At 70.0% G+C, this 25,568-nt stretch carries 24 protein-coding genes, 2 tRNA genes and 1 pseudogene; 9 read left to right on the top strand and 18 right to left on the bottom strand.

Features of this window, described 5'->3' with window-relative positions; all coding sequences use genetic code 11:
• Positions 1–58: 58 nt before the first annotated feature.
• Both CHAN_RS00825 and CHAN_RS00820 read right to left on the bottom strand, forming a co-directional pair.
• Entirely contained in the window at positions 59–205 is a 147-nt protein-coding gene (locus tag CHAN_RS00825; protein ID WP_153251567.1) for a hypothetical protein, read from the bottom strand.
• Entirely contained in the window at positions 202–420 is a 219-nt protein-coding gene (locus CHAN_RS00820; RefSeq protein ID WP_290290888.1) for a heavy-metal-associated domain-containing protein, read from the bottom strand. Before CHAN_RS00820 ends, CHAN_RS00825 begins: the two co-directional genes overlap by 4 nt.
• A gap of 340 nt (positions 421–760) precedes the next feature.
• Between CHAN_RS00820 and CHAN_RS00815 the strand changes: the two genes are divergently transcribed.
• Positions 761–2,116, top strand: coding sequence for a DUF418 domain-containing protein (locus tag CHAN_RS00815; protein WP_290290886.1), 1,356 nt, complete (start codon positions 761–763; stop codon positions 2,114–2,116).
• Between the two features lie 72 nt (positions 2,117–2,188).
• On the opposite strand, the gene CHAN_RS00810 is transcribed toward CHAN_RS00815, so the two are convergent.
• From CHAN_RS00810 to gluQRS, 3 genes are all read right to left on the bottom strand, one after another.
• A complete protein-coding gene (locus CHAN_RS00810) occupies positions 2,189–3,733 on the bottom strand; it encodes an AMP nucleosidase (RefSeq protein WP_290290884.1) in 1,545 nt (514 codons plus the stop codon).
• Positions 3,733–4,269, bottom strand: a complete 537-nt coding sequence (locus tag CHAN_RS00805) for a flavodoxin family protein (protein ID WP_290290882.1) — start codon at positions 4,267–4,269, stop codon at positions 3,733–3,735. Before CHAN_RS00805 ends, CHAN_RS00810 begins: the two co-directional genes overlap by 1 nt.
• A 184-nt stretch (positions 4,270–4,453) precedes the next feature.
• Complete coding sequence (gene gluQRS, locus CHAN_RS00800) at positions 4,454–5,473, bottom strand: tRNA glutamyl-Q(34) synthetase GluQRS (protein WP_290290880.1); 1,020 nt, start codon at positions 5,471–5,473, stop codon at positions 4,454–4,456.
• 102 nt (positions 5,474–5,575) lie between these two features.
• Between gluQRS and CHAN_RS00795 the strand changes: the two genes are divergently transcribed.
• Together CHAN_RS00795 and CHAN_RS00790 are read left to right on the top strand one after the other, a co-directional pair.
• Positions 5,576–6,169, top strand: coding sequence for an NAD(P)H-dependent oxidoreductase (locus CHAN_RS00795; protein ID WP_053088137.1), 594 nt, complete (start codon positions 5,576–5,578; stop codon positions 6,167–6,169).
• Between the two features lie 124 nt (positions 6,170–6,293).
• Entirely contained in the window at positions 6,294–7,052 is a 759-nt protein-coding gene (locus tag CHAN_RS00790) for a queuosine precursor transporter (RefSeq protein ID WP_290290876.1), read from the top strand.
• Between the two features lie 59 nt (positions 7,053–7,111).
• Here CHAN_RS00790 and tgt read toward each other — a convergent pair whose 3' ends face one another.
• From tgt to CHAN_RS00760, 6 genes and pseudogenes are all read right to left on the bottom strand, one after another.
• Entirely contained in the window at positions 7,112–8,356 is a 1,245-nt protein-coding gene (tgt, locus tag CHAN_RS00785) for a tRNA guanosine(34) transglycosylase Tgt (protein ID WP_290293233.1), read from the bottom strand.
• A 984-nt stretch (positions 8,357–9,340) separates the two neighbouring features.
• Positions 9,341–11,743: pseudogene (locus CHAN_RS00780) on the bottom strand (MMPL family transporter); the annotation flags it as partial.
• A 206-nt stretch (positions 11,744–11,949) separates the two neighbouring features.
• A tRNA-Ser gene (locus CHAN_RS00775) sits at positions 11,950–12,040 on the bottom strand.
• A gap of 54 nt (positions 12,041–12,094) precedes the next feature.
• The gene (locus CHAN_RS00770) at positions 12,095–12,286 is read right to left on the bottom strand and encodes a CsbD family protein (protein ID WP_290290872.1); all 192 of its coding nucleotides are present in this window, start codon (positions 12,284–12,286) and stop codon (positions 12,095–12,097) included.
• Between the two features lie 167 nt (positions 12,287–12,453).
• Positions 12,454–12,945, bottom strand: a complete 492-nt coding sequence (locus CHAN_RS00765) for a nucleoside deaminase (protein WP_048743285.1) — start codon at positions 12,943–12,945, stop codon at positions 12,454–12,456.
• Positions 12,935–13,504, bottom strand: coding sequence for a tRNA adenosine deaminase-associated protein (locus CHAN_RS00760; RefSeq protein WP_048743283.1), 570 nt, complete (start codon positions 13,502–13,504; stop codon positions 12,935–12,937). Before CHAN_RS00760 ends, CHAN_RS00765 begins: the two co-directional genes overlap by 11 nt.
• Before the next feature lie 38 nt (positions 13,505–13,542).
• Here CHAN_RS00760 and CHAN_RS00755 point away from each other — a divergent pair, with 38 nt between their 5' ends.
• Together CHAN_RS00755 and CHAN_RS00750 are read left to right on the top strand one after the other, a co-directional pair.
• Positions 13,543–14,565: a prephenate dehydrogenase gene (locus CHAN_RS00755; protein WP_048743280.1), complete on the top strand. Its 1,023-nt coding sequence runs from the start codon at positions 13,543–13,545 to the stop codon at positions 14,563–14,565.
• A 214-nt stretch (positions 14,566–14,779) separates the two neighbouring features.
• Complete coding sequence (locus CHAN_RS00750) at positions 14,780–15,736, top strand: diaminopimelate dehydrogenase (protein ID WP_290290865.1); 957 nt, start codon at positions 14,780–14,782, stop codon at positions 15,734–15,736.
• A gap of 52 nt (positions 15,737–15,788) precedes the next feature.
• On the opposite strand, the gene CHAN_RS00745 is transcribed toward CHAN_RS00750, so the two are convergent.
• The 4 genes from CHAN_RS00745 to CHAN_RS00730 all read right to left on the bottom strand — a co-directional run bounded on the left by CHAN_RS00745 (position 15,789) and on the right by CHAN_RS00730 (position 18,647).
• Entirely contained in the window at positions 15,789–16,031 is a 243-nt protein-coding gene (locus tag CHAN_RS00745; protein ID WP_290290863.1) for a hypothetical protein, read from the bottom strand.
• 97 nt (positions 16,032–16,128) lie between these two features.
• Positions 16,129–17,280 (bottom strand): hypothetical protein, encoded by a 1,152-nt coding sequence (locus tag CHAN_RS00740; protein ID WP_290290861.1) that lies wholly within the window; start codon positions 17,278–17,280, stop codon positions 16,129–16,131.
• Between the two features lie 143 nt (positions 17,281–17,423).
• Positions 17,424–18,383, bottom strand: a complete 960-nt coding sequence (locus CHAN_RS00735) for a hypothetical protein (protein WP_290290859.1) — start codon at positions 18,381–18,383, stop codon at positions 17,424–17,426.
• A gap of 191 nt (positions 18,384–18,574) precedes the next feature.
• Positions 18,575–18,647 (bottom strand) — tRNA-Arg (locus CHAN_RS00730).
• Positions 18,648–18,853: 206 nt separating this feature from the next.
• On the opposite strand from CHAN_RS00730, the gene CHAN_RS00725 reads away from it, so the two are divergent.
• Positions 18,854–19,924, top strand: coding sequence for an FAD-dependent oxidoreductase (locus CHAN_RS00725; RefSeq protein ID WP_290290857.1), 1,071 nt, complete (start codon positions 18,854–18,856; stop codon positions 19,922–19,924).
• A gap of 42 nt (positions 19,925–19,966) precedes the next feature.
• Here the strand turns inward: CHAN_RS00725 and CHAN_RS00720 are convergent, their stop codons facing one another.
• Positions 19,967–20,956: an LLM class flavin-dependent oxidoreductase gene (locus CHAN_RS00720; RefSeq protein WP_290290855.1), complete on the bottom strand. Its 990-nt coding sequence runs from the start codon at positions 20,954–20,956 to the stop codon at positions 19,967–19,969.
• 113 nt (positions 20,957–21,069) lie between these two features.
• The gene (locus tag CHAN_RS00715) at positions 21,070–21,768 is read right to left on the bottom strand and encodes a hypothetical protein (protein WP_290290853.1); all 699 of its coding nucleotides are present in this window, start codon (positions 21,766–21,768) and stop codon (positions 21,070–21,072) included.
• Between the two features lie 201 nt (positions 21,769–21,969).
• Here CHAN_RS00715 and CHAN_RS00710 point away from each other — a divergent pair, with 201 nt between their 5' ends.
• A complete protein-coding gene (locus tag CHAN_RS00710) occupies positions 21,970–22,605 on the top strand; it encodes a TetR/AcrR family transcriptional regulator (RefSeq protein WP_065421536.1) in 636 nt (211 codons plus the stop codon).
• A 315-nt stretch (positions 22,606–22,920) separates the two neighbouring features.
• Here the strand turns inward: CHAN_RS00710 and CHAN_RS00705 are convergent, their stop codons facing one another.
• A complete protein-coding gene (locus CHAN_RS00705) occupies positions 22,921–23,415 on the bottom strand; it encodes a hypothetical protein (protein ID WP_048743263.1) in 495 nt (164 codons plus the stop codon).
• A 173-nt stretch (positions 23,416–23,588) separates the two neighbouring features.
• Between CHAN_RS00705 and CHAN_RS00700 the strand changes: the two genes are divergently transcribed.
• Together CHAN_RS00700 and CHAN_RS00695 are read left to right on the top strand one after the other, a co-directional pair.
• Positions 23,589–24,938 (top strand): sensor histidine kinase, encoded by a 1,350-nt coding sequence (locus CHAN_RS00700; RefSeq protein ID WP_290290848.1) that lies wholly within the window; start codon positions 23,589–23,591, stop codon positions 24,936–24,938.
• The gene (locus tag CHAN_RS00695; protein ID WP_290290845.1) at positions 24,935–25,537 is read left to right on the top strand and encodes a response regulator transcription factor; all 603 of its coding nucleotides are present in this window, start codon (positions 24,935–24,937) and stop codon (positions 25,535–25,537) included. Before CHAN_RS00700 ends, CHAN_RS00695 begins: the two co-directional genes overlap by 4 nt.
• Positions 25,538–25,568: the final 31 nt, after the last annotated feature.

The following is a 25,568-nucleotide window of genomic DNA, read 5'->3' as shown; positions in this document are numbered from 1 at the left end:
TTTCGTGGTGGTGCGGCGCCGGCCGGGCGTCGGGCGCTGGAATTCAGTGCGCGGGGAATCAGTGCGCGTGGACGTTCGTCGTCGCGGAGTCCATCCACGATTCGACGACGCCGTCCGGGACCAGCGCCCCGGCCAGCACGTATGCTGCGGCGAAAACGGCCGCGAGGATCAGGGCGTAGACGCCGAGGCGGACTGCGGCGCTCATGCCCCGGCCGGGCGCGCGGAGTAGCCCGCCTCGTCGATGGCGGCGATGATCGCGTCGACGTCGGCGGCGCCCTCCGTGGTGACGGTGACGCGATCGGCGGCGCGGTCGACGTCGACGGCGGTGACTCCGGCGACCTCGGAAACCTCTTCCTTGACGGAAGCCTCGCAGTGGCCGCAGGTCATTCCCTCGACGGTGAAGACGGTGGTCGAGCTCATGGCGTGTCCTTCCCGGCCACGGGTGCCGCGGCCGTGTCTCATTCGGGTCCCGATCCGCGGCCGGGCGGCGGAATCGGCATGCCGCCGACCCGCCCGAAGGATCGGCGGATACCGCCACAATATACCCCCGGCGGGTATGTGTCCATATACCCCATCCGGGTAAGTGTTTCGAGAATTTCCTGATAATCGGTTTAACTTTTCCGACACCTGGAACTTTCCACTAACAACTGCGTTGTAACACTTGAAACTTGGCCATCACGACCAACAGGAACGACCATTGAAACGCGCAACAACCGCCGCACCCGCACCAACCGCGACACGCCGGCTACCCGCCCTCGACGTGCTCCGCGGCATCGCGATCCTCGGCACCCTGCTGACGAACATCTGGATCTTCGCCGCGTCCGCGGGACGCGGATTCTCCGCACCGGGTGAAAACCCCCTCGCCGGCGAAGCCACCGACATCGCGGTGAACTGGGCGACCGAGCTGAGCACGTACATCGACAAGGCGCTCAACCTCGTCACCGACGGCAAGTTCATCGGCCTGCTGACCATCATGTTCGGCATCGGCCTGGAGATCCAGCGCCAGTCGGCGATCCGCCGCGGCGAAACGTGGCCGGGCCGCTACCCGTGGCGCGCGGGCCTGCTGGTGCTCGACGGCCTGCTGAACTACATCTTCATCTTCGAGTTCGACGTGCTCATGGGCTACGGCCTCACCGGCCTCGTCGTCGCCGCCGTGATGGCCAGGAGCCCGAAGGCGCAGAAGATCTGGATGGTCATCGGCATCTCCGCGCACGTGATCCTCCTGTGCGGCATGGACATCATCCCGCGCCTGCTCGGCGTCAACTCCCGCGGCGACGCCGGCGGCGACACGGGCATGACCAGCCGCATCACCGAGGAGGAGTTCCGCCGCCTGGGCGGCACCGACGACGGCGTCATCACCGACGGCTTCCCCAACATCGGCGCCGGCGGCTACTGGGAACAGGTGGTCTCCCGCCTGGACAACTTCATCGGCGGCCGCGGCGAAATCCCGGTCATGTTCATCATGGGCCTCGGCCTGTTCCTGGTCGGCGCGCACCTGTACCGCGCCGGCATCTTCGAGGAGCGCGGCGCGAAGCTGCGCAAGTGGACCATGCTGCTGTCCTTCGGCATCGGCCTGCCCATCGACTGGGGCCTGCGCCTGTTCGCCCATGACGGCACCGGCGGCATCACCCGCTACGGCACGTCGTCGATGGTCGCGTTCGGCGTCCTGGCGCTGGTCGCGGAGTTCTACGTCCGCCGCACCCGCCGCATCGACGCCGGCGAGATCCCCGGGGACCGCCCGACCGGTTGGCTGGGCCACGCGCTGTCGCTCGTCGGCCGCATGGCGCTGACCTGCTACATCGGCCAGAACCTGATCGCGTCCATCGTCTTCTACGAGTGGGGCTTCGGGGCTTCCCGCATGATCCAGGGCCAGTACTTCACGTACTGGACGCTGCTGATCTACCTGGGCATCGCCGCGTTCCTGGTCGCGTTCTCCGCCCTGTGGCTGCGCCGCTTCCCGCGCGGCCCGGTGGAGCTGGTGTGGCACAAGTCCTACGAGGCGATCTGCGGCGCCCTGGACCGCCGCGCCGAGCGCAAGAAGGCGAAGAAGGCCGACGCCGGCGCCGAGTCCGGCAACGGCGACGGCGGCGAGAAGGCCGCGGTCACGGTCTCCTAAAACCGCTCGCCCCGCTCAGCCCGCTCGCCCCGCTCGACCCCCACCGCCCCGTCGGCGGTCGCGGACCCGGAATCACCGGAACGCGACTTCGCCGACGGGGCGGCGCAGTTTGCGGGAGTGCAGTTCGCCGGGGTTGCCGGACATCGCCTCGCAGGCGCGCACGGCCGTCATCAGGTGCTCGACCTTCGATGCCTGGTAGAAGGCGCGGGCGGCCTTGGGCAGTTTCGGCTGGTCGTGCAGCGGCATGTCGGACACGCTGAGCAGCGCGCCGTAGGGCACGCGGAAGCGGTAGCCGTTGGCGGCGATGGTGGCGGATTCCATTTCCACGCCGATGGCCGTCGATTTCTGCAGTTCGCGGTAGATGTCCGACTGCGCGCGCCATTCCCAGTTGCGGTCGGACGTCGACAGCACGGTGCCGGTGCGCAGTCGTTTGCGCAGTTCGTCGCCGTCGAGTCCGGAGACGCGGCGCAGCGCGGCGGTCACCGCCATCTGCACCTCCGCGATCGGAGGGATGGGCTTTTCCAGCGGCACCAGGTCGTCGAGGACGCCGTCGGCGCGGTCGTAGCCGTTGGCCAGGATCATGTCGCCGATGCGCATGCGTCCGTCGAGGCCGGCGCAGTGCCCGACCATCATCCAGCAGTGCGGGCGCAGCACCGCCAGGCAGTCGGTGATGGTCTTGGCGTTGGAGGGCCCGACGCCGATGTCGATGATGCTCACGCCCAGCCCGTCCTCGCGGACCAGGTGGTACGCGGGCATTTGCGCCGAGGAGGCGTTCGCGCGGCACTCCGCCGGGGGCGGCACCTCGCCGATCGGGTACGCCACGTCGCCGGGGCAGATCAGGTGGGTGTAGGGGCTTTGCGACGTCCCGGCCCCCTCGATCGAGTCATCCCCCTTTTCGGAGCCATCACCCGTGCCCGCCGTCAGCGACGCCGCGTACTCGAGGAAGACGTCGGTGTGCAGCTGGTAGTTGGTGAACAGCACGAAGCGCTGGATGCGCTCGGCGCTCGACCCGGTGTAGTGCTCCAACCGCTGCAGCGCGAGGTCCACGCGGGGCGCGGCGAACAGGCTCAGCGGTTTGACCGGCAGCGACAGGAAGTCCGCCTCGCCGTCGGCGATGACGTCGTCGACGAACGCCGAGTCCACCGGCGTGAAGCCGCGGTCGATCACCGCCAGGTCCACCGCGTCCAGGCCCTCGACGGGGGCGGTGTCGTCGAACGTCGGCGTCAGCCGCAGCGGGATCGGGGTGTCCGACACCCGGACCTCGATTTCGCCGCCGTGGTTGGCCAGCAGGTCCGCGATCTGATCGCGCAGGTAGCGGGCGAAAAGGCGCGGCCGCGCGACGGTGGTGGCGTACGTGCCGGGGCGGTCGACGAAACCGTGCGACAGCGCCGCATCGACGTCCTCGACGACGTCGACCGTGAACCGCAGTTCGGGGTAGCACGCGGTCACCGGTGCGGGCGCCTCTCCTCCCGCGGCCACGTCCCTGCACGCCGTCGCAAAGCAATCGACCAGGTAGGACGTGTTCGCGTCGTAGATCTCGATCAGCCGGTCAACCGCCGCGGCCGGGTCGCCGTAGAAGTCGCCGTCGCCGGTGGTCGTGGCGAAGGGGGCGCTCATCACGGGGCCTCCATCAGCAGGGCCGCCATGGTGCCGCCGAGTTCCAGCAGCCGTTCCTTGACGGCCTCGTCGGGTTCGCCGACGAATTCCACCGGCTCCGCCGCGATCTCCCAGCCGAAGCCGGTGGTCAGCGAGCGGATGGCCTTCGCCGCGCCGGTGACGTCGTAGCCGCCCCGGATCCACCAGGACACCGGGCGGCCCTTCGGGATGTCCCCCGCCTCCGCCGCCGCGTTCACCTCCGCGAACGTGGAGTCGAAGAAATGCTTGAGCGCGCCCGAGATGTAACCGAAGTTGGCGGACGTGCCCAGCAGGTAGGCGTCGGCGGCGAGCACGTCGGCTGCCGTGGCCTCGAGGGCCTCGACCACGCGGACGTTCACGCCCTCGATGTCGGGGTGGCGGGCGCCGTCGAGGGCGGCATCGCGCACGCCCTGCAGCAGCGGCGTCGGCGAATGATGCACAACCAGCAGCGTCGGCCGGGAATCCGGCCCACCGGCCCCGGTGACGTCGGTCGGTTCGGAGTCGTTCGTGGCGTTCATGGCCCCAGGCTAGCGGCGGGGCGGAATGCCCGCCGTTTTCGCGCCCGCCGTAGCTCCGCCGTACCTCCGCCGGTTGCCTCGCCGACCGTCACACCTCCGCAAACCCACCCCGAGTTGGTCAACCCACCCACTACAGCGGGTGGGTTGCCCAACTCGGGGTGGGTTAGCCGCAGGGCGGGGTGGGTTAGCCGCTGCGCCACACGACCGGGTCGCGCGGCACGGCCATCAGGTCGAACACCTCGGGCAAATCGGCGATGTCGTCCACCTCGGCGAACGGGCCGGCCTTCGCGCCAGCGCCAGCGCTCGCGGCTGCTCCAACGGGCCCCGCTCCGACATCACCGCCCGCGCCAACACCGACACCATCGCCGGCCCCTCCCCGCAGCGAATCCAGGATCCACCGCCGCGCCTGCGCCGCCGTGATCTCCCGCAGCGTCACGTCGCCGTCGCGCTTGGCAAGCCTCCGCCCCTCCGAGTTCAGCACCAGCGGCACGTGGGCGTACGTCGGCGCGGGCACGCCGAGCATCCCCGCCAGGTGCGCCTGCCGCGGCGCGGAGGTCAAAAGGTCGTCGCCGCGCACGATCTCGGTGACGCCCTGATCGGCGTCATCGACCACGACGGCCAGGTTGTACGCCCACATCCCGTCCGCGCGGCGCAGCACCATGTCGTCGACCGCGCCGACCACGTTCCCGTGCAGCGCATCGTCGGCCCGCCATTCGCGCACGTCGGCGCGCAATCGAAGCGACGGCCCGCGCCCCTCCGCCACCAGCGCGGCGGCCCTCTCGGCGCGCTCGGCCTCAGTCAGATCGCGGCAGGTCCCGGGGTACGCGCCGGGCACGCCGTGCGGCGCCCCGCCCATTTCGGCGAGTTCGCGCTGGATGTCCTTGCGGGAGCAGAAGCAGGGGAACGTCGGCAGCCGGCGCAGGGCGTCGTCGTAAAGCTCATCGCGCTCGGACTGCCGCACGACCTCCCCGTCCCAGTCGAGGCCGATGGCGGCAAGGTCGGCGAGCTGCCGCTCCTCGAATTCGGGCCGGGACCGCTGGCGGTCGATGTCCTCGATGCGCACGATGAACCGCCCGCCCGCCGCACGCGCCCGCGCCCACGCGATCACGGCCGTGCGCAGGTTACCCAGGTGCAGGTGGCCGGTCGGCGACGGCGCGTATCGGCCGACGTACCCCGGCGCGGCGGTTCCCGCTGGTTCGTCCATGGTCACCACCATATTCGGCGGCTTGCTTTGCGACGCCCCCGTTACCGCCATGCACCGAAATCCGGAGTTCACGCGGGGCGCGTGCGGCGGTATCGTTGACACATGAGCAACTACGTCATTTTCCTCGGGTCCCTGCGCAAGGAGTCGACCAACCGCCAGTTGGCCGAGGCCTTCATCCACCACCTCCCGGAGGGCGACACGGCCGCCGTGTTCGAGCGCCTTCGAGAGGTGCCGTTCTACGACGAGGATCTCGACGTTCCCGGCCAGGAACCGGAGGTCGTCCGCGAGCTCCGGGCCGCGGTGCACGACGCCGACGGGCTGGTCATCATCACCCCGGAGCACAACCACACCGCCCCCGCCGTGATCACCAACGCGATCGACTGGTGCTCCCGCCCGATGGGCCGCGGCGCGCTGATGCGAAAGCCCGCGCTCGTGCTCGGCTTCACTCCCAGCCCGCGGGCGCTGTCGGGCGCGGTGACGGTGCTGCGCGAAACGCTGCAGACGGTCCAGGCCCGCTGCGTCGCCACCGATTACACGTGGGGCGACGCGTACAGGCTGCTCGACGGGCGCCACCCGAAGGACATCGACGAGGTCGTCGGCATCCTCAACAAGGCGCAGTCCGAACTGGCGAAGCTCGCCGCGGCGACGCCCCAGCGGTTCAACCACCGCTCCGGCGGCGGCGTCGGGTCGGAGTAGGCCCCGGGGCACATCGGCCGGGGCCGCTGTTGGCGCGGCTGGTTCGGGTCAGCCCGGAACGGGTCCCGCGCCGACTCCCCGCAGGATGTGGTGGCCGGGCGGCGGGACATTAGACTCTGCCGCCATGACCAACTCCGATTCCCCGGCCCACGGTTCTGGGCCGGGCGCTGCCGCGGCCCCCGCGTCCACGCCCACGAACTCCGATCCCGCGCCGCGCCACGTCCCGGTGCCGCGCTCGCTGTACCCCACCCTGGTGGGCATCTTCTCCGGCGTCCTGCTGATCTCGAACATCACCGCCACGAAGGGCGTCGAGCTGTTCGGCCTGGTCACGGACGGCGCCTTTTTTCTTTTCCCGCTCAGCTACGTCATCGGCGACGTGTTGTCCGAGGTATACGGCTTCCGCGCCACCCGCCGCGCCGTCTACGCGGGCTTCGCGGTCCTCGCGGTCGGCATGGCCAGCTTCTTCATCGCCATCGAATTGCCGCCGGCCGACTTCTACGAAAACCAGGCCGCGTTCGAAACCGTCCTGGGCACCGTGCCGCAGCTGGTTCTGGCGGGATTGGCCGGCTACCTCGTCGGCCAGTTGCTCAACGCGTGGTCGCTGACGGCCATCAAGCGCCGCACCGGCGAAAAGTCGTTGTGGAAGCGCCTTCTGGGGTCGACGGTCGTCGGCGAGTTCGCCGACACCCTGATCTTCTGCTCCATCGCCGCGTCAGCGATCGGCATTTCCACGTGGGGTGACTTCATCAACTTCGTCATCGTCGGTTTCCTGTGGAAGACCGGCATGGAAGTGCTGATCCTCCCCTTGACGTACCGCGTCATCGCCTGGGTGAAAAAGCGCGAGGGCTACTACGACCTGCCCGAGGCGGCCGATCACCGCTAAGTCGACTGGTGGCGGCCGATCACCGCTGACGCGCCCCGGTGGCGTCGGCCGCTACTTCCTCACTTCTTCCCCGCGTAGTACCGGCCCAGGAATTCGTCGCGGTACTCCTCGAACGTCCCCTCCAGGATCGACGCGCGGATGTTCTCCACCAGCTTCACCATGAAATGGACGTTGTGGATGGTGCACAGCGTGCCGGCCAGATACTCCTTCGCCTTGAGCAGGTGGTGGATGTACGCCCGCGAGTAATTCAGCGTCGTGTACGACTCCACCTCCGGGTCGATTGGCCCGAAGTCGGTCTTGAACCGCGCGTTCGTCAGCGTGATCTTCCCGTCGAGCGTGTACACGCCGCCGCGGCGCGCCAGCCGCGTCGGCGCGACGCAGTCAAACGTGTCCGCTCCCGCCGCGACGGCCGCGAAAATGTCGTCCGGCTCCGAAATCCCCAGCAGGTGACGGGGGCGATCATCGGGCAGCTCGTCGGTCACCCACCGGCAGATCTCGCCCAGGCGCTGCTTCTCCAGCGCACCGCCGATGCCGTAGCCGGCGAAGCCCATCTTCCCGGCCGCTTCGGCGTCGTCGGAAAGCCGCACCAACCCCCGCGCGGCGCGGCGCCGCAGGTCCTCGTACTGCGCGCCCTGCACGACGCCGAACAACTGCTGGCGCGGCAGCTCGCCCTCGGCGAGATCGCCGACGAGCCCGGGCACCTGGTTGCGCTCGCGCGTCAGCCGATCATGCTCGTCGAGGCAGCGCTTCGCCCACCGGTGCGTCCGCTCGACGGACGACTCCTGGTACTCGCGGGTGTTCATCAGCGTGGTCAGCTCGTCGAACGCGAAGATGATGTCGGCGCCGAGCTTGTGCTGGATGCCCATGGACACCTCGGGGGTGAAGCGGTGCGAGCTGCCGTCGATGTGGCTGCGGAAGGTGACGCCCTCCTCGTCGACGAAGGCGTTGCGCTCCTTGCCGGGCGCGACGATGTCGTCGTTCTGCAGCCCCGTGACATCCATGGCCAGGGTCTTGCGGAACCCCACGCCCAGGCTCATCACCTGGAACCCGCCCGAGTCGGTGAACGTCGGCCCGTTCCAATTCTCGAAGCGCGTCAGCCCGCCCGCGGCCTCCACGATGTCGGGGCCCGGCTGCAGGTACAGGTGGTACGCGTTCGACAGCACCGCCTGCGCGCCGGTCGCCCGGATCTGCTCGGGCGTCAGCGTTTTCACCGTCGCCTTGGTGCCCACCGGGATGAACGCGGGCGTCGCCACGTCCCCATGCGGGGTGCGGATGATCCCGGCTCGCCCCGGCTCGCCGTCCATCTGCTTGACGACGCTGAAGTTGCCCTGGTCCGCCGTTGAATCCGTCACTGGGTGGGTCTCCTCGAGAAATGGTGGGCCCGGCCGGGGAGTCCGGTCGGGCGTTGCGGGTCGAGGTTAGTCGTCCCGGTCGATCTCGTCGTAGTCGCGCGGATCCCACAGGGCGCGGCGGCGGCGGGGCCGGGAGTGGCCGCCCTCGCGCTTGATCAGGTCCTGCACCGAAATCGACTCATCGGCCTGCCCATCGGCGCCCGGAGCGCCCTGCGTGGCCCGGTGCGGCTGCGGGTGCGTCGCAGTCCGCGGCTGCGGCATGGGCTGGGCCGGGGACTTCGAAGCGGGCTGGGGCGCGGGGCGCGGCGCCGGCTTCGGGGCGGTCTTCGGCTGCCCGGCCGTCTTGTCGGCGCGGGCGGCGGTTTCCTCCTCGCGGCGCAGGCGGCGCTCCACGTACGGGGTGCTGAACGGCGTCCGGTGCGGCTCGGGCCGCTGCGCCGTTCCGCCCTTGACCGGCCGTTCCTTCGGCTCCTCGACGAGTTCGGCTTCGACGATCGGGAACTGCCGCGTCTTCTCGTCGTCCGCGGCCCGCGCGGGATCGCGGTACGTCGGCGACAGCGCCGCCGCCGTGGCACCGGCGACGGCCGCTCCGGCGGCGGTCGAAGCTGCGGTGGAACCGGCGGCCGCGGTACCGGCCGCGGTGGAAGCTGCGGTGGACCCGGCAGCGGCGGCACCGGTTGCGGTGCCGGCTGCCGCCTTCGCGGCCCCAGCGGCGTTGGCGGGCGTCGGCGGCTGCACGGCGTCCTCCGCCTTCGCGGTCCTCTTCGCCTTCTTCGGCTTCTTCGGCAGCTTCGGGATCTCCCGCGACTTGTAGGGAGGATCGAACTTCCCCGCCTTGCTCTTCTTCGCCCCGCGCAGCTTCGGGATGCCGCGCTTCTTCGGGGCGGAATCGTCGTCAAGCGAAGAATCGCCGGCCCGCGCCTGGCGCTCGGCCTCGCCCGCCGCGGCGAGCTCCTCGGCCTTCTCCTCCAGCGCCGTGCCCTCGACGTCCACCGACGGCAGGATCCGGTCCATCCACTTCGGCATCCACCACGTCGTCCGGCCCAACAGGAACATCGACGCCGGGATCAGCGTCATGCGCACAAGGAACGCGTCGAACAGGACGGCCGCGCCCAGCGCGAAACCGAAGACCTTGACGAACGCCAGCGGCTGGCCGATGAATGCGACGAAGACGGCGATCATGATGATCGCCGCCGCAGTGACCACGCGAGCGCCCAGCGAGAAGCCCTCCACGACCGACTCCTCGACCGCGGTGTACTGCGAGCCCTCGCGCGGCTTGCCCTTCGAATGCGTGAAATGCTCCCGCATGCGGGACACCAGGAACACCTGATAGTCCATGGCCAGGCCGAACGTCACGCCGATCATGAAGATCGGGATGAAACTGACCAGCGGGCCCGGCGTATGCACCAGCCCCCACAGGCCCTGCTGCCAGAACAGCACCGTCACGCCGAACGCCGCGCCGACCGACAACAGGAAGCCCAGGCCGGCCGTCAGGGGCACCACCAGCGAACGGAACACCAGCAGCAGCAGGACGATGGCCAGGCCGATGACCACCGACAGATACAGCGGCATCGCGTCGGATAGTCGTTCGGTGATGTCCTGCTCGATGGGGATCAGGCCCGTCACGCCCGTGACCAGGCCCGTCGCGTCCTTGATCTGGTTCTGCTGCTGGCGCAGCGCCGAAATCAGCGAGCCGGTCTCCGAATCGAGCGGGCCCGCCTTCGGGGTGAGCATCATCAGCACGCCCGTGCCCTCTTCGTTCAGGCGGATGATCTGCACGTGCTCGACGTCGACGTTGTTCTTGAAGTTGTCCAGCGCGTAGCTGAACGACGCCTTCCGCGCCGCCTGCTCCGGCGTCATGGTCCGGTCGCCGGCCATGAGGCCGCGCATCACCGGCGCCAGTACCGTGGAATTCGGGTTGACGTTGTCGGCGTCGGCGATGATGAGCATCTGGGCGTTGCGGCCCGGGCCGAAGCCCTGCGACGCCAACTGGATGGCGTTGCGCTGGGTCGACCCGTAGGGCGACGTGGAATCCGACGGCAGCGCGAGCTGCAGGTTCGCCGCCGGCACCGACAGCGCGACGAGGATGCCCACCGCGCCCACCAGGAACAGACCCGGAGCCTTGTGCACGGCCTCCACCCAGCGGCGGCCCATGGTCTTGCCGCCGAACAGCGGGCGGCGGCCGGCCTTCAGCGGATTGCCCGCGATGCCGGGGATCTTGCCCGCGAAGATCTTCCCGCCGAACAGCGCCATCAGCGCCGGCAGCAGGGTGAGCGAAATGATCACGGCGATGCCGACGGTGATGGCGGCGGAGATGCCCATCAGCGACAGGAAGGGGACCTTCGCGATGACCAGCGCCGCCAGCGCCACGATGACCGTCAGGCCGGCGAACACCACGGACGAGCCCGCCGTGCCCGTCGCCATGCCGACGGCATCGGGTCTGGTCAGCCCCCTCGACCGTTCGGCGCGGTAGCGCGACAGGATGAACAGGGCGTAGTCGATGCCGACGGCCAGGCCGATCATCACGGCCAGGACCGGGGTGATGGAGTTGACGTCCTTGAAGGCCGTCATGAACACGACCAGCAGCGAGCCGATGACGATGCCGACGACCGCGGTGATCAGCGGCAGGCCCGCCGCCACCAGCGAGCCGAAGGTGATGATCAGCACCGCCGCCGCGATGGAGATGCCGATGATCTCCGACGTCGGGTTCACCGCCACCGGGTCCATCATGCCGGGGCCCATGGCCTCGACCTGCAGGCCGGCGTCCTTGCCGATCTTCATGGCGTCGAACAGCGCCTGGCGGTTCTTCGGGGTGATGTCCTTGGGCACGCGGACGTCGAAGGCGAACTGGGAAATGCCGTAGCGGCCGTCCTCCGACAGCGTGCGCAGCGCGTGGGCGTCGGCCCTGGCCACGTTCTCCGGCAGTCCGGAACCCGTGCCGGCTTCGACGATCCTCTTCTGCAGTTCGGGATTCAGCCGGACGGGGTTGACCAGCATCTGGTCGGCGGTGAGCTGGTCGATGTTCTGTTTGATCGATGCGACGACCTCATCGGCCGCCTTCATGTTCTCCGGGTCGGAGAGTCTTTGGCCTTCCGGCGCCGCGAACACCACGTACACGGTTTGCTCGCGGATGGGGTTGGGCTGGTTCGGGAACTTGGCCTCGATCATGTGCGAGGCGATGGACGACGGCATGCCGGGGATCGAGAACTGGTCGTCGAAACCCTTCTGGAATGCACCGGCCGCACCACCGACGACGCCGAGGATCAGCGCCCATGCGATGATGACCGTCCACTTGTGCAGGTATGACCACCTGCCGAGGTTGAACAGGACCTTCGCCATCGCTCAACTTCCCCTTCACTCGCGTTCATTCGCGAGCGCGCAACCCGAGGATTCGCCACGGGACGCGCGCAGCACCTTCCCAGGATACGTGCCCCGGTGCACCTCGCGTGGCAACAGGCGAAACAATTGCCCCAGGGAACACAATTGCCCCTGCGTGAATAGTAGAAAAACCGCCGCCCGTGCGCATGGCACGGGCGGCGGTTGATTGGCGGTGGCGGAGGGATTTGAACCCTCGGTTGGGGGTTACCCAACAATCGCTTTCGAGGCGATCACCTTCGGCCGCTCGGACACGCCACCGCGAAAGAATTTACGGGAGGGCGGGCCCGGCGAACAAATCGCCTGGTCAAGCGTTTAGTTGTCGCCCTTGAGCTTGCCCAGCCCCTCGGTCACCTTGTCCTTGGCGTCCTCGAAGCCCTGCTTGATGTCGGCCTTGACCTGGTCGCCCTTGCCCTCGTTCTCGAGGTCCTTGTTGTCGGTGGCCTTGCCGGCGGCCTCCTTGGCCTTGCCGCCGAGCTCGTCCGCCTTGTACTGGAAGTCACCCATGTTGCTCTCCTGACGTCGCGATTTGCAGATGGTTCACTTCTCATGATAAATGCGGTTCAGCCAATCCCGCCACGCCATTGGCCCGCTCGTGACCCAACCGTTACCGCGCCGGCGCCCAAGGCCCGGCCAACCGGTGCCGCGCCACCTCGCACCGTCACCTCGCACGGTCACCTCTTGCCGCGGAAGAACTCCGGCAGCAGGCTTTCGCATTCGCCGGCCAGCACTCCCCCGCGGACCTGCGGCGCGAATGGGTGGGCGGGGTCGCGGACGACGTCGGCGATCGACCCGCACGCCCCGGTCTTGGGCGACCACGCCCCGAACACGATGCGCCCGACCCGCGCCATCACCGCCGCGCCGGCGCACATGACGCACGGTTCGAGCGTCACCACGAGGGTGCATTCCTCCAGGCGCCACCCGTCCCCGTGGGCCCGGGCGGCGTCGCGGATGGCCAGGACCTCCGCGTGGGCCATGGGGTCGGCGTCTGCTTCGCGACGGTTCGCCGCCTCCGCCACCACCGTGCCATCCGGGCCCACGACGATCGCGCCCACCGGGACGTCGCCCGGCGGGGTGCGGCGGGCGACGTCGATGGCCGCGCGCATCCACTCCTCGTCGCGGAGGTCGGCTTCGGGTTTCGGCAACGCCGGGCCGTCAGCCGTCATCTTCCCCGTCGGCGTCCTCCACGTGGACGCCGGTTTCGTCGGCCAGCGCCTCGTCGAAGCCGAGTTCGGCGGCGATCGCGTGGAGCTGCTCGGAGGCCCACAGCGACTGGTCGTCGCAGATGACGGACATGACGTCCTCGGGCACCCCGAGGTCGGCGAGGATCTCCAGGTCGCCCTCCGGCCACGAATCGACGTCGTCGAGGTCCTCTTCGTCGATGTCGGGGATGTCCTCGTCGAGTTCGTCCATCACGTCGGCGGCGATGTCGTCGGTGACGGCGGCCGTGGCGTCGGAAAGCAAGACGCGCACGCCGCCGGGCATGGGCCGCAGGAGGATGAAGTAGTCGTCGTCGATGTTGAGCATCGCGAACGCCGCGCGCTCCGCCCGCAGCCGCCGCATCTGCGCGGTCGCGTCCGCCAGGGAGTCCAGTGCTTCGTCGCCGAGTTCGCGCACGGACCAGCCGTCGTCGCCCTGCAGGACGGCCACCGCGTAGGAACGGTCGTCGTCATCGCCCCGGGGGCCGTCGTCGGAACCCGCGGGCCCCGGAAAAGTCGTGCTCATGCCACCCCACGCTAGTCGCGGTGTGTCATCCTTGTCAGGTGACCAACGACACTCTCGCCACGCCGACCTGCATCCTCGGACTCGGACTGATCGGTGGTTCGCTCATGCGCGATCTCGCGGAGGCGGGCGCCCCGGTCTACGGGTGGAACCGCTCCGCCGCGACGGCCGACGCCGCGGCCGCCGAGGGCTTCGACGCGTCGACCGATCTCGCCGCAGTCCTGGACCGCGCCCAGGAGGACCGCGCGCTGCTGGTCATCGGCGTGCCCATGTTCGCCGTCGGCGGCCTGCTCGACCAGATTGCGGAGCATGCGCCGGATTGCGGCATCACCGACGTCGTCAGCGTCAAGCGCGCCATCCTCGACGAGGTCGAGGCGCGCGGGATGGGCGACCGCTACGTCGGCGCGCACCCGATGGCGGGTTCCGAGGAGTCCGGGTGGGACGCCACGCGCACGGGGCTTTACGACGGCGCGGCGTGGGTCGTCTGCTTCGACCGCGCCGCGGCGGCCAGCCGTTCCGGGGATGAGGTGCCGGAGCAGTGGACGCGCACGTTCCGGGACGTGGTGGCGCTGGGCAAGCTGGTGGGTTCCGAGGTGATCCCGGCGACGGCCGACAACCACGACCGCGCCGTGGCCCGGATTTCGCACATGCCCCATCTGCTGTCCTATGCGCTGGCGGTCGTCGGCGACGACGGCGGGCCGCTGACGCTGTCGCTGGCGGCCGGGTCCTTCCGCGACGGCACCCGCGTCGCCGGGGCCGAACCGGACATGGTGATGTCCTGGTGCGAGAACAACGTCGGCCCGGTGACGGAAGCGTTGGACGAGGCCATCGAACTGCTCACCGCCGCCCGCGCGGAGCTGGCCGACTCCGGCACCGCCGCGACGCTGGCGGAGGCGGGGTTCCACGCGCACGGCCGGTACCGCGCCCGCTCGGGATCGAGGAAGCTGGATGGGGGCGTGAAGCTGTCGCTGCGCCCCGTCATCCGCGTCAGCCCGGGGTCCGGGGCGTGGGTCCGGGAACTCGAGCAGGCCGAGGGGCTCGGCGGGCGGCTGGAGATCTTCTAGCGCCGTCCCCGCGGGGTGCGGGGTCCGCGTCCAACCACCCCGTCTCCCCTTCGTCGGTGAGTCCGTCCCGCGGGGGTGCGGGGCCCGCGGCGCGGAATCCGGGCCACCATTTACCCTTGATGTCGTAACTGCCCGGGCACCGGCGCCGCGCGACGAGAAACGCGACGAAGAATCGGCGCCGGTTCGCCTGGGCGACTCCGACGAAAGGACCCCCATGATCCGCGCCGCCATCATCGGCTACGGAAACCTCGGCCGCAGCGTCGAACGCGTCATCGCCGATCAGCCCGACATGGAGCTCGTCGGCGTGTTCTCGCGACGCGATTCCCTGGACACCGACGCCAGGGTGCTTCCGGCGGCGGACGTCGACAAGCATGCCGACGAAGTCGACGTGCTGTTCATCTGCCTCGGCTCGGCCACGGACGTGCCGGAGCAGGCGCCGGAGCTGGCGAAGCTGTACACGACCGTCGACACCTACGACAACCACCGCGACATCCCCCGCCACCGCGGGGCGATGGACGCCGCCGCCCGCGAGGGCGGACAGGTGGCGGTCATCTCCACCGGCTGGGATCCGGGCTTCTTCTCGCTCAACCGCGTCTACGGCGCGGCCGTCCTGCCGGGCGCCGACCAGATGACCTTCTGGGGCCCGGGCCTGTCGCAGGGCCATTCCGATGCGGTGCGCCGCGTGCCCGGCGTGAAGAAGGGTGTGCAGTACACCAAGCCCAACCCCGACGCGATCGAGGCCGTCAAGCGGGGCGAAGGCGGCGACCTGGACGCCAAGAAGTGCCACATCCGCCACTGCTACATCGTCGCCGACGAGGCCGACCAGGACTCGATCCGCGAAACGATCGTGACCATGCCCGACTACTTCGCGGGGTACGAGACCATCGTCGACTTCATCACCGACGAGGAGTTCGAGCGCGACCACCAGGGCATGCCGCACGGCGGCAACGTGGTGACCCAGGGCCGCGCGGGCACGTCGCGCCACGTCATCGAGTTCGGGCTGGAGCTGGAGCGCAACCCCGACTTCACCGCGGCCGTGCAGGTCGCCTACGGGCGCGCGGCGCACCGCCTGCGCGAGGCCGGAGAGCGCGGCGCCCGCACTGTGCTCGAGATCGCCCCGTACCTGCTGTCGCAGACGCCGCTGGACGAGCTGATCAAGAACGACGTGTAAAACGACGCTCCGAAAAGTCGGGCGCCGTCCCCCGCCGGGGACGGCGCCTTCGTCATTTCGGGCGGTCGGGTTCGTCATTTTCGGGCGGGATGGCGCCGGGCTCGGTGAGCACCGCGCGCACGGACACGACCTTGTACTTGGCCTCCGGGTCGGAGCAATCCAGCGTCTCCGGCATGACGTCGCGGCTGCTGGTGCTGGTGTACCGCTCTTGTTCGGCGATGCACTCGCCGACCTCGGGGGCACCGTTGGGCCGCGTGTACAGGAAGAAGCCGACGAAGGCGAGCAGGAAAAGCACCGTCGCGGCGCCGGAGATTCGTTCCCGGAGCTTTCCGGACTTCTTCGGCGCGTTCGCGTCGCCCTGCGCGGGTTGCCCCTGCGGACCCGAGCCCGGGTCAGCCGGCCTCGACCATGCACACGGCCCGCTGGAATCCTCCTTCGGAACCGGGTTTGTCGGGGACGCCCCACTGGTAAGCCATGGTCGCGTTGGGCGCGCCGGCGTCGACGCACGGGGTGATCGGCCCGTTGTAGGTGGCCGGCAACGTCTGCGTGTAGGGGAACACGGCCAGGACCCTGTACGAGCCCGGCGCGCCGCATTCCGCGCGGTAGACGAACTCGCCCTCGACCGCCGCGCATTCGTCCACCTTGATGTTGTTGATGTTGCGGGACTTGTCTTCGCCCTTCTTCATCAGGCAGAACGCGTCGACGTCCGGCCTGCCCGTGTACCAAATGGAATCGGTCGCGCCATCGATGTCGATGCAGCGGGTGCCGTCGGGATCCTTTCGCACGTGCAGGACCTCGAAGACCGCCCGAGAACTGCCGCAATCGACGATCTCGGGCAGATCGCCATTGTTGATGAGGACGCCCGCTTCCCCCTGATCGGGAATGCAATCGCCGACTGCGGGCATGCTCTCGGCCTTCGGGCGGGAACTGCGCTCCGTTCCACTCGCTTCAGCGCTCGTCGACGACTCGGAGGACCGGTCGGCGGCGGTCATGTCCTTCGCGGTGTTCAGGAAATTCACCACGAAAATGCCGAGAACGACGAGCACGATGAAGGCGACGATGAGGATGGCCGGCTTCGTCCCCTTGCTCTTGGGCGGGGCACCGCCCGGCCCCTGGGAATGGATGCCGTAGGGATCGTTCGGTCCGCCGGGGCCACCCGGACCGCCGTAGTACGGGTTGGGCTGGCCCGGGCCATAGGGGCCGGCAGGCCCTGCGGGACCGGCGGAATTGCCCGCACCGTAGGGGCCCGGCTGAGCGGCACCCGGACCGTAGGGGCCGGGCTGGTCGTACCCCTGGGCATACGGGTCGGGCTGATTCCCGGCGGGACCGTAGGGGCCCGGTTGGCCCGGCTGCGCTCCACCCGGGCCATCCCCGGATTGCCCGCCGGAACCGTATGCCCCGCCGCCATAAGGATCGGACCCGCCGGAACCGTAGGCGCCGCCCCCGTAAGGGCCGGAATCTCCGGGCCCGGATGATCCGCCGTAACGTCCGGATTCACCGTTCGGTTCGCCGTCGCGGGCGTTGCCCCACCGTTGCTCATTCATGTCGCAAAAGTACAACGGGTGACGGAGCCTGTCAGCACCGCGGGGTAAAAGGGCGGCAAATGTCCCCTGCCGGCGACCCCGATGCCGGCGGCGTCGCAAAGCACGTCAGCCACCGCCCGCCGGGCCCACCGGACCGGGCCGCGTCAGCCGACTTCGGCCATGCAGATGCCCTTTTGGTAGTCGGGGACCGAAATGAAGCCGCTCGAGGGGAGGCCCCACTTGTAGTACTGCGTGGCCTCGGGGGCGCCGAGCTTCTCGCACACGTTGGGCTGGCCGGAGACGTCCGGCAAGTCGACGACCGCCGGGTCGTTGTCGATCGCCAGCACCTTGAGCGCGCCGGCCTGGTCGCAACCGTGGCGCAGGGCGGTGTCGCCCTCCATGATCACGCACTCGCCGACCTGGATGTTGTTGATGTTGCGCTCGACGTCCTCGTCGATGCCCGCCAGGCAGTACTTGGAGACGTCGGCGCCCATGAGGCTCAGGACCGTGGTCGCACCGGGCACATTGATGCACTCGACGTCGTCCGACTTCTCGCCGATCGCCAGGACGCGGTAGCCGGCGGTCTCGTCGTTGCAGTCCACGGCCTTGGGCATCGAGTTGTCCGAGTCCTCGATGTTGTCCACGGACTCCTTCTCCAGGCAGCTGCCGACTTCGATCGGATCCGGCTTGGTCAGGTTTCCGATCCCCGCCAGCACCAAGGGAACGAGCAGCAACGGCACGAGGATGCGGACCACCGTCGGGATCTTGCGGGGCTTCTTGGCCTCCGTCGCACCCTCGGGCTCGCCGTGCAGACCATACGGGCCGGGCTGGCCGTAGGGGCCCGGCTGTCCGGGCTGACCGGGCTGACCGTAAGGACCCGGCTGACCCGGCTGGCCATACGGACCCGGCTGACCGGGCTGACCGAGCTGGCCCGGTTCGCCGGGCTGACCGTAAGGACCCGGCTGGCCGTAAGGACCGGACTGTCCGGGCTGTCCGGGCTGCCCCGGCGGACCGTAGGGGCCGGGCTGACCCGGAGCTCCGGGCGGTCCCGCCTCCGGGCCGGGGCCGGGGCCGTTCTGTCCGGGCTGCTGGGGTCCGTTCTGCCCCGGGTCACCTTGCGCCATAATCTTCTCCCAAATGTTCGATCGTCGTTTTTTCGAAGCGAAACGATACGTGGCCGAAAACTCCCGGGCGAGCGCTAACGCCGAAAAACCCCCGTTGCCCAACCCCGCGCCATCGGCCGGCACCCCCGCCGGCCCCGGGGCATCCGGGCACGACGAAAAACCCCGGCAGGCGATGCCTGCCGGGGAAACCGTGCGCCCGAAGGGATTCGAACCCCTAACCTTCTGATCCGTAGTCAGATGCTCTATCCGTTGAGCTACGGGCGCATGTGCTGTTCGGGCTTGGCCCGTGCAACGGGATGTAACGATACCCCGCACCCCGACACCGAACAAATCCCCAGTTCACATGCCATTTCCGGGCCGCTGCCAAAGCCCCCGGGACACCCCGGAACCGCCCCGGCCCACCTCGCCGGCCCACTGCCCCGATCAACCGCGCCGCATCGGCCCGAACCGCCCCGCCTTACCCTGGACGCATGCCTTCCCCTTCGACGCCGTCCCACCAGGTGATCATCGTCGGCGGAGGGCAGGCGGGCGCGGCCACGGCGCATTACCTGCTCCGCGCCGGCATCGACGTCCTCGTCCTGGACGACCAGGAGGGCCCCGGCGGCGCGTGGCGCCACGTGTGGCCGTCGATGACGTTGTTCTCCACGGCGGATTTCTCCAACCTCCCGGGAATCCCGATGCCGCCGTTCGACGGGTTCCCGCCGGCGTCGCACGTCATCGATTACCTGCGGAAATACGAGACTCGATACTCCATCCCCGTCGAGCGCCCCGTGCACGTGACGCGGGTCGGCTTCCGCGGCGGGGCGACCGACCCGGGGCTTTCCGACGCCCCGTCCACCCCGGATCCGCACGACCGGAGGTTCGTGATCCACGCGGAGGACCGGGTCTGGACCGCAGATCACGTCGTGGCGGCGACCGGCACGTGGTCGGCGCCGTTCGTTCCGATGCGGCCGGGCAATTTCATCGGAAAGCAATGGCATTCGGCGTACTACCCGGGCCCGGAGCCATTCCGCGGATCGCGGGTGGCCGTGGTCGGCGGGGCGAATTCGGCGGCGCAGATCGCGGCGGAATTGACGCGCGTCGCCGACGTCACCTGGTTCACGCGGAGGGAACCGCGGTGGATGCCGGACGACGTCGACGGGCGGGTGCTGTTCCGGCGCAACCGGGAGCGGATGCTGGCGATCCTCCGCGGCGAGGACGATCCCGGGGCGGATTCGCGGCTGGGCGACATCGTCATGCTGCCCGAGGTCCTCACCGCCCGCGACGAGGGCCGGCTGCGGGCGACTCCGATGTTCCGGTCGCTCGACGAGCTCGGAGGGCCGGGCGGCTTCGACCATCTGATCTGGTGCACGGGCTTCCGGCCGGCACTGGGGCCGGTGCGGTCGCTTCTCGACGGCCGCCGCCCCACCGTGCCCGGCCTGCACCTGGTCGGCTACGGGGATTGGGCCGGGCCGGGGTCGGCGACGATCACCGGCGTGGGGCCGCACGCGAAGGCGACGGCCCGCGCGATCGCGGAAACCTACGGCACAACGGTGCGCTGAATCGGTTTCCCCGGGCGCGGCATCATTTGCCGGGCAGAGGGGTCATTTCCCCAGCCCCACCGCCTCGGCGGTCAGCTCGACGGAACGCAGGCGGTCTTCCAGCCTGGTCGCCTGGTGGACGACGATGAGCTCGTCGGCGGTGGAGAACCGCCCGAACTCCTCGATCTGTTCGCGCACCCGATCCGGCTTGCCGACGGCGACGTGCCCGAACATGTTCTTGATCTTCATGCCCTGCGGGGTCTCCAGGAGCATGTCGGCTTCCTCGTCGGTGTACCGGCGCCCGCCGCGGCCCAACATCGAGCGCACCAGCCCACGCTGGACGGCGACGAGCTGGCGGGCGGCGTCGTCCTCGTCGTCCGCGGCGATGACGTTCATCGTCGCGAAGGCGTGGGGCTCGGACAGCTGCTCGGACGGCGTGAAATTCTCGCGGTACACCTCCATGGCCTGCAGCATCGCGTCCGGCGCGAAGTGCGAGGCAAAGGCGTACGGCAGCCCCAGGGCGGCGGCGAGCTGCGCGCCGAACAGCGACGACCCGAGGATGTAGATGGGCACGTTCGTCCCCTTGCCCGGGATCGCGTCGATGCCCGGGATCAGGGTTTCGTCGCCCAGGTAACCCTGCAGCTCGCGGACATCCTGGGGGAAGGAATCGGCGGCACGCGGATCCCTGCGCAGCGCGCGCATGGTGCGCTGGTCGGTGCCCGGCGCGCGGCCCAGGCCGAGCTCGATGCGCCCGGGATGGAGGTTGGCCAGCGTGCCGAACTGCTCTGCGACGGTCAGCGGCGCATGGTTCGGCAGCATGACGCCGCCGGAGCCCAACTTGATCTTCTCGGTTCGCGCCGCGATCGCCGCGATGAGCACCGCCGGGGCCGACGACGCGATGCTGGGCATGTTGTGGTGCTCGGCGTACCAGATCCGGCCGTAACCGGCCTTTTCGGCGGTCTGCGCCAGCGCGATGGAACCCTGCAGCGCTTCGGCGTGGGTCTCGTTTCCCCGGATGGTGGCCAGGTCGAGGATGGTCTCGGTGCGGATCATGGACGCTCCTTGAAGTTCGGGGAAGGGCCTACGCCTCCGCACAACGCGTCGGCACCGCCGAATATTGCCGATGCGGCAACATCCGGCGGTGCCGGGTGAATCAGGGGCCGTCGTCAGGCAAGGGCGCCCGAGGCGACCGGCTTTCCGGCGAGGACCCGTGCCGCGACGTCGCCCGGCTGCGCGTCCCGCGTCAGCGAGGTCGCCCACCACGCCGCACCGGCGAGCAGGACGAGCCCGTGGGCGATGCGGACCTCCGGCCCGAAGAAGAACTGCGGCAGGTACGTGGCCAGCGCGAACGCCAGGACGGACGCGGCGCGGTCGCGGCGGGCCAGCAGCACGCCGCCGACGGCGATCGACAGCAGCCCGATGCCGAACTGCGTCGTCTGCACCGCGCCGCCGCGGACCGCCTCCGCAGCGGCCGCCACGACATCCGGCCCGGCGTTGGCGGCGATGCCGTGGAGCCCGAAGGTCTCGGCGCCGAAGAACGGGAGGATCAGCGCCGTTCCTCCGGCCAGCCACCACCGTGCACCACCCCGTCCCTGCGCCAGGGCCGCCGCGGCGAGCGCGAGGAAGCCGAGCATCCCGGCGCCGTGCGCCGCCACCCACATCGGCGACGCGAAGGCGTCGGCCATCTCCGCGGCCACGCCGGTCTTGTCGCCCCAGGGGCGCAGCAGCGGGAACGCCGCCAGCAGCGCACCACCCGCGATCGCCGTCGCCGCGGGCGCGAACCGCAGCAGGCCGCCCCCGTTTCGGGTCCCCGTCGTCTTCTTCGCCTTGCCGAACATGTCCTTCAGTCCCTTCATCGCGTTCATGGTTCTTTCCGCCTTCCCTGTCGGTCTTGCTTGTTTTCGGGAGCGCCGCCCGCGTGGTTTCCCGGAAGTTCGTTTCGGAATCTTCTTCTTGAAACTTTCGTGAGCACCGCTCTTGCTTTCAATGCACAACTTAGAGCACTGCTCTCGATTGCGCAAGAGCAGTGCTCGCTTTTTTCGGGAAATTCGTGCGAGACTGGTCGCATGACCGGAAAACGCGAGCTCCACCGCAGGAAACTGGAGAAGGACATCCGCACCATCGGGCGCAAGCAGCTGGCCGAAGTCGGCCCCGTCGCCCTGTCCATGCGGGCGATCACCCGCGAGCTGGGCATGGTGTCCTCGGCGGTCTACCGCTATTACCCGAGCAAGGAAGCGCTGATCACCGCGCTGATCGAGGAGAGCTACGGCGATCTGGCCGAACGCCTCGAGGCCATCGGCGGCGAGGTGCCGGCGGAAACCTGGCGGCGCCGCGCCGACGAGTTGCGTGCGTGGGCACTGGCGTCGCCGCATGATTTCCAGCTGATCTACGGCACCCCGATCCCCGACTACACCGCTCCCCCGGAAACGATTCCCCTGGCCGCGCGGGTGGCCGCCTGCTTCCTGGACCTCGCCCCCGACGCCCCCGCGATGCCCGTCGACGCGGCGCTCGCCGAACAGCTCGAGCCGATCGGCGGCGACCGCGCGGCGGCGCCCCTCGCCGCAATGTCGCAGCTCATCGGTGCCCTGACCCTCGAGCTCGGCGGGCACTTCACCGGCACGGCCGATCCGGCGGACCTGCTGTGGACGCACATCGTCCGCACCCAGATCCGAATGCTCGGATTGGATGCGGACGGTTCCTGACGGAGCATCCCGAGCCGGGAGCGGTTCGGGGCGCCCCCTTCCACGCGGGCGGGACACCGCCCCCCCCTCACGTAAACCCACCCCGAATGCGCAGGCCCACCCGTTACAGCGGGTGGGTCTGCACATTCGGGGTGGGTTAGCCAGGCGGGATACGTAGGCCGGCGCGATTCGGGGTGGGTCAGCCGGTGCGTCGCGGTAGGTTGCGCGGGCCGGGCCCGATTCGGGGTGGGTCAGCCGCTTCGCCCCGGGAGGTTGCGGTGGCGGCCCGGCTCAACCGCCGCAGAAGCCAATCGCGACGTCACGGACCCCGACGTCCTAGACGATGCCCGCCGCGCCGAACAGGCCGGCGGCGGTGGCGCCGGAGACGACGCCCCACAGGACCACCGCGACGAGGGTCCAGGTGACCACGGTGCCGCGGTTGGCCCCGGCGCCGACCAGGGCCGACGAGGTGAACTGCGAGGGCAGCAGCGCCGGGCCGATCAGGCTGGCGCCCGGGACGCCGAATCGCTCCATGTTCCGCTTCACGCGGGAGACTCGGCGGCCCCCGGGCTGCCCGTCCCCGGCGCGGCCGCGGCGGAAGAAGGAGCGGATCTTCGCCCCGGCGTAGACGAAGGCGAGCACCGACAGGGTGTTGCCGACGGTCGCGGCGAGGACGGCCAGCGGCATGGGCACGCCGGCGGCGACGCCGATGACGGAGCCGAGGTGCGACTCGACGAACGGGATCAGGCCGATGACGACGACGCCGAGAAACTGCGCGGCGTCGGGCATGGAGGTGACGAAGTTCTGGAGGGCGGCGATGAAGTCCTGCATGACGGTTCCTTCCGGGTTTCGGCCACCCTGTTCATCCGGTGGCCGTTGTTGTCGTTTACGGTTTCCACCTTCGCGGCCCGCGCCGCCCCGCGGTAGGGCCGCACCGTCATGACCTGCCCGGATGTGTGTCATGCCGGGCCCATGACAATTGTCATTGCTCTACGGTGGTGCCCATGACCGACGCCACGGACGCCTCCACCGCCCGTCCCGTCCCGCGCGGCGCGGGCCAGCTTTCGGCCACCGCCGCCGCGCGCCCGAGGGAGGGCGTCGCCGGTGGCGTCCGCGCGAGCTGGTGGTATTCGGCGTCGGGCCTGGTGGCGCTGATCGGCGCGGGCAACGCGCTGGTCCTGGTGCCCGCCTTCGCTCGCGGGGAGACCGAACCGGCCCGGGCGGTGCTCATCGCGGTGCTGTGCGCGGTGTCGGCGGGCGTGCAGCTGTCGTTCATGGGCGCGCTCCGGCGCGGCATGGGCGACGGCGTGCGCAATTGGCCGGTGGCCGCGGCGATGGTGGTAGCCGGCGCGGCGATCCTGGCTCTCGCAGCACCGCTGCAATGGTCGGCGTTGCCCCTGATCACGGCGGTGTCGCTGCTGGCGTGTCTGGTCGGCGGCCGGTCCTGGTGGGCGGCGGCGGCCGTGGTCGCGGGCGCAATCGCCGTGGAGCGGATCGCCTCGCCGGATGGCGCGGACCTCCAGTACCCGGCGTTCGCGCTCCACGTCGTTTTCCCGCCGATCATCTGGACCACGGTGTGGGCGTGGGACGTCGTCCGCCGCGTCGACGACGCCCGCGAGACCGAAAGCCGTCTGGCGGTGGCGCGCGAGCGGCTGCGGTTCGCGGCGGATCTCCACGACATCCAGGGCCACACGCTGCAGGTCATCGCGCTGAAGGCGGAGCTGGCCGAGCGCCTGCTGCCCGACGGCGGCGACGATCGCGTGGCCGCCGCCCGCGCCCAGATCGCCGAAGTCCGGACCCTCGCCGCCGACGCGATGGCGGAGACGCGCCAGCTGGCCCAGGGCTACCGGGCACCGGAACTCGACGAGGAGCTGGACAACGCCCGCGACGTTCTCGCCGCCGCCGGCTTCGATTGCACCGTCGACGCCCCCGACCTGCCCGCCGACCCCGCCATCCGCGCCGTCTTCGGCCGGGTGCTGCGCGAGGCCACGACCAACGTCCTGCGCCACGGCTCCCCCGGCCCCGTCGACGTCGCCATCGCGCGGGCACCGGATGATTCCTGGCAGCTGCGCATGGGCAACGCCGTCGAGGGCGGGGGCGGGCCGTCGTCAAGCGGAAGCGACGGGTCGGGGCTCGCCGGCCTGCGCAAACGGGTCGGCGATGCGGGCGGCGCGCTGAGCGTGCTTAACGACGGCCCGGCGCCGGCATCGCCCGGCGCGCCCGGCCGGTTCACCCTGACCGCGACCATTCCCGCCAACCGCCCCAACGACGGCACAAACGGCGCCGACAGCACCAACGGCACCAGCGGTGCCTACAACACAAACGGCACCGACGACCAGGAGGTCCCCCGATGATCCGCGTGCTATTCGCCGACGACGAGGACATGATCCGCACCGCGCTGGCCACCCTGCTCGATCTGGAGGAGGACATCGAGGTCGTCGCGTCGGTGGGCGACGGGAAACAGGCGGTCGCCGCCGCGGCGGAGCTGAAACCCGACGTGTGCCTGCTCGACCTGGAGATGCCGGGCCACGACGGCGTCGAGGCCGCCGAGAGAATCGCGCAGAAGGTGACGGCGAAGACGGTGATCGTCACCAGGCACGCCCGGCCCGGGGTGCTGCGCCGGGCGATGGCGGCGGGCGTGGCCGGATTCGTGTCCAAGTCGACGCCGGCGTCGGAACTCGCCGAGGTCATCCGCACCGTCGCCGCCGGCAAACGCCACGTCGACCCCGACATCGCCGCCTCCGCGCTCAGCGCCGAGCGCACGCCGCTGACGGACCGCGAACTCGACGTCCTGCGCGTCGGCCGCGACGCCGCGACCGTGCAGGACATCGCCGACGCGCTGCACCTCGCCCCCGGCACCGTGCGCAATTACCTGTCGCAGGCCATGCGCAAGCTGGGCGTCGCCACCCGCCGCGAAGCCTCCGACCTCGCGTGGGAGGAAGGCTGGATCTGAAGGGGCACGCGAAAACCCCGGCACGCGAAAA

This window comes from Corynebacterium hansenii (genome assembly GCF_030408795.1).
Classification (GTDB): domain Bacteria; phylum Actinomycetota; class Actinomycetes; order Mycobacteriales; family Mycobacteriaceae; genus Corynebacterium; species Corynebacterium hansenii.
This window is presented reverse-complemented; position numbering and strand designations above follow the sequence as displayed.

Excerpts from the sequence above, each read along its gene's own strand:
- CHAN_RS00795 (WP_053088137.1), top strand. The coding sequence starts at position 5,576 with ATGAGCAACTACGTCATTTTCCTCGGGTCCCTGCGCAAGGAGTCGACC.
- CHAN_RS00765 (WP_048743285.1), bottom strand. The coding sequence starts at position 12,945 with ATGACGGCTGACGGCCCGGCGTTGCCGAAACCCGAAGCCGACCTCCGC.
- CHAN_RS00720 (WP_290290855.1), bottom strand. The coding sequence starts at position 20,956 with ATGATCCGCACCGAGACCATCCTCGACCTGGCCACCATCCGGGGAAAC.
- CHAN_RS00695 (WP_290290845.1), top strand. The coding sequence starts at position 24,935 with ATGATCCGCGTGCTATTCGCCGACGACGAGGACATGATCCGCACCGCG.
- CHAN_RS00825 (WP_153251567.1), bottom strand. The coding sequence starts at position 205 with ATGAGCGCCGCAGTCCGCCTCGGCGTCTACGCCCTGATCCTCGCGGCC.
- CHAN_RS00725 (WP_290290857.1), top strand. The coding sequence starts at position 18,854 with ATGCCTTCCCCTTCGACGCCGTCCCACCAGGTGATCATCGTCGGCGGA.
- gluQRS (WP_290290880.1), bottom strand. The coding sequence starts at position 5,473 with ATGGACGAACCAGCGGGAACCGCCGCGCCGGGGTACGTCGGCCGATAC.
- CHAN_RS00710 (WP_065421536.1), top strand. The coding sequence starts at position 21,970 with ATGACCGGAAAACGCGAGCTCCACCGCAGGAAACTGGAGAAGGACATC.
- CHAN_RS00790 (WP_290290876.1), top strand. The coding sequence starts at position 6,294 with ATGACCAACTCCGATTCCCCGGCCCACGGTTCTGGGCCGGGCGCTGCC.
- tgt (WP_290293233.1), bottom strand. The coding sequence starts at position 8,356 with ATGGACGGCGAGCCGGGGCGAGCCGGGATCATCCGCACCCCGCATGGG.
- CHAN_RS00810 (WP_290290884.1), bottom strand. The coding sequence starts at position 3,733 with ATGAGCGCCCCCTTCGCCACGACCACCGGCGACGGCGACTTCTACGGC.
- CHAN_RS00750 (WP_290290865.1), top strand. The coding sequence starts at position 14,780 with ATGATCCGCGCCGCCATCATCGGCTACGGAAACCTCGGCCGCAGCGTC.
- CHAN_RS00715 (WP_290290853.1), bottom strand. The coding sequence starts at position 21,768 with ATGAACGCGATGAAGGGACTGAAGGACATGTTCGGCAAGGCGAAGAAG.
- CHAN_RS00805 (WP_290290882.1), bottom strand. The coding sequence starts at position 4,269 with ATGAACGCCACGAACGACTCCGAACCGACCGACGTCACCGGGGCCGGT.
- CHAN_RS00740 (WP_290290861.1), bottom strand. The coding sequence starts at position 17,280 with ATGAATGAGCAACGGTGGGGCAACGCCCGCGACGGCGAACCGAACGGT.
- CHAN_RS00735 (WP_290290859.1), bottom strand. The coding sequence starts at position 18,383 with ATGGCGCAAGGTGACCCGGGGCAGAACGGACCCCAGCAGCCCGGACAG.
- CHAN_RS00760 (WP_048743283.1), bottom strand. The coding sequence starts at position 13,504 with ATGAGCACGACTTTTCCGGGGCCCGCGGGTTCCGACGACGGCCCCCGG.
- CHAN_RS00770 (WP_290290872.1), bottom strand. The coding sequence starts at position 12,286 with ATGGGTGACTTCCAGTACAAGGCGGACGAGCTCGGCGGCAAGGCCAAG.
- CHAN_RS00700 (WP_290290848.1), top strand. The coding sequence starts at position 23,589 with ATGACCGACGCCACGGACGCCTCCACCGCCCGTCCCGTCCCGCGCGGC.
- CHAN_RS00705 (WP_048743263.1), bottom strand. The coding sequence starts at position 23,415 with ATGCAGGACTTCATCGCCGCCCTCCAGAACTTCGTCACCTCCATGCCC.
- CHAN_RS00820 (WP_290290888.1), bottom strand. The coding sequence starts at position 420 with ATGAGCTCGACCACCGTCTTCACCGTCGAGGGAATGACCTGCGGCCAC.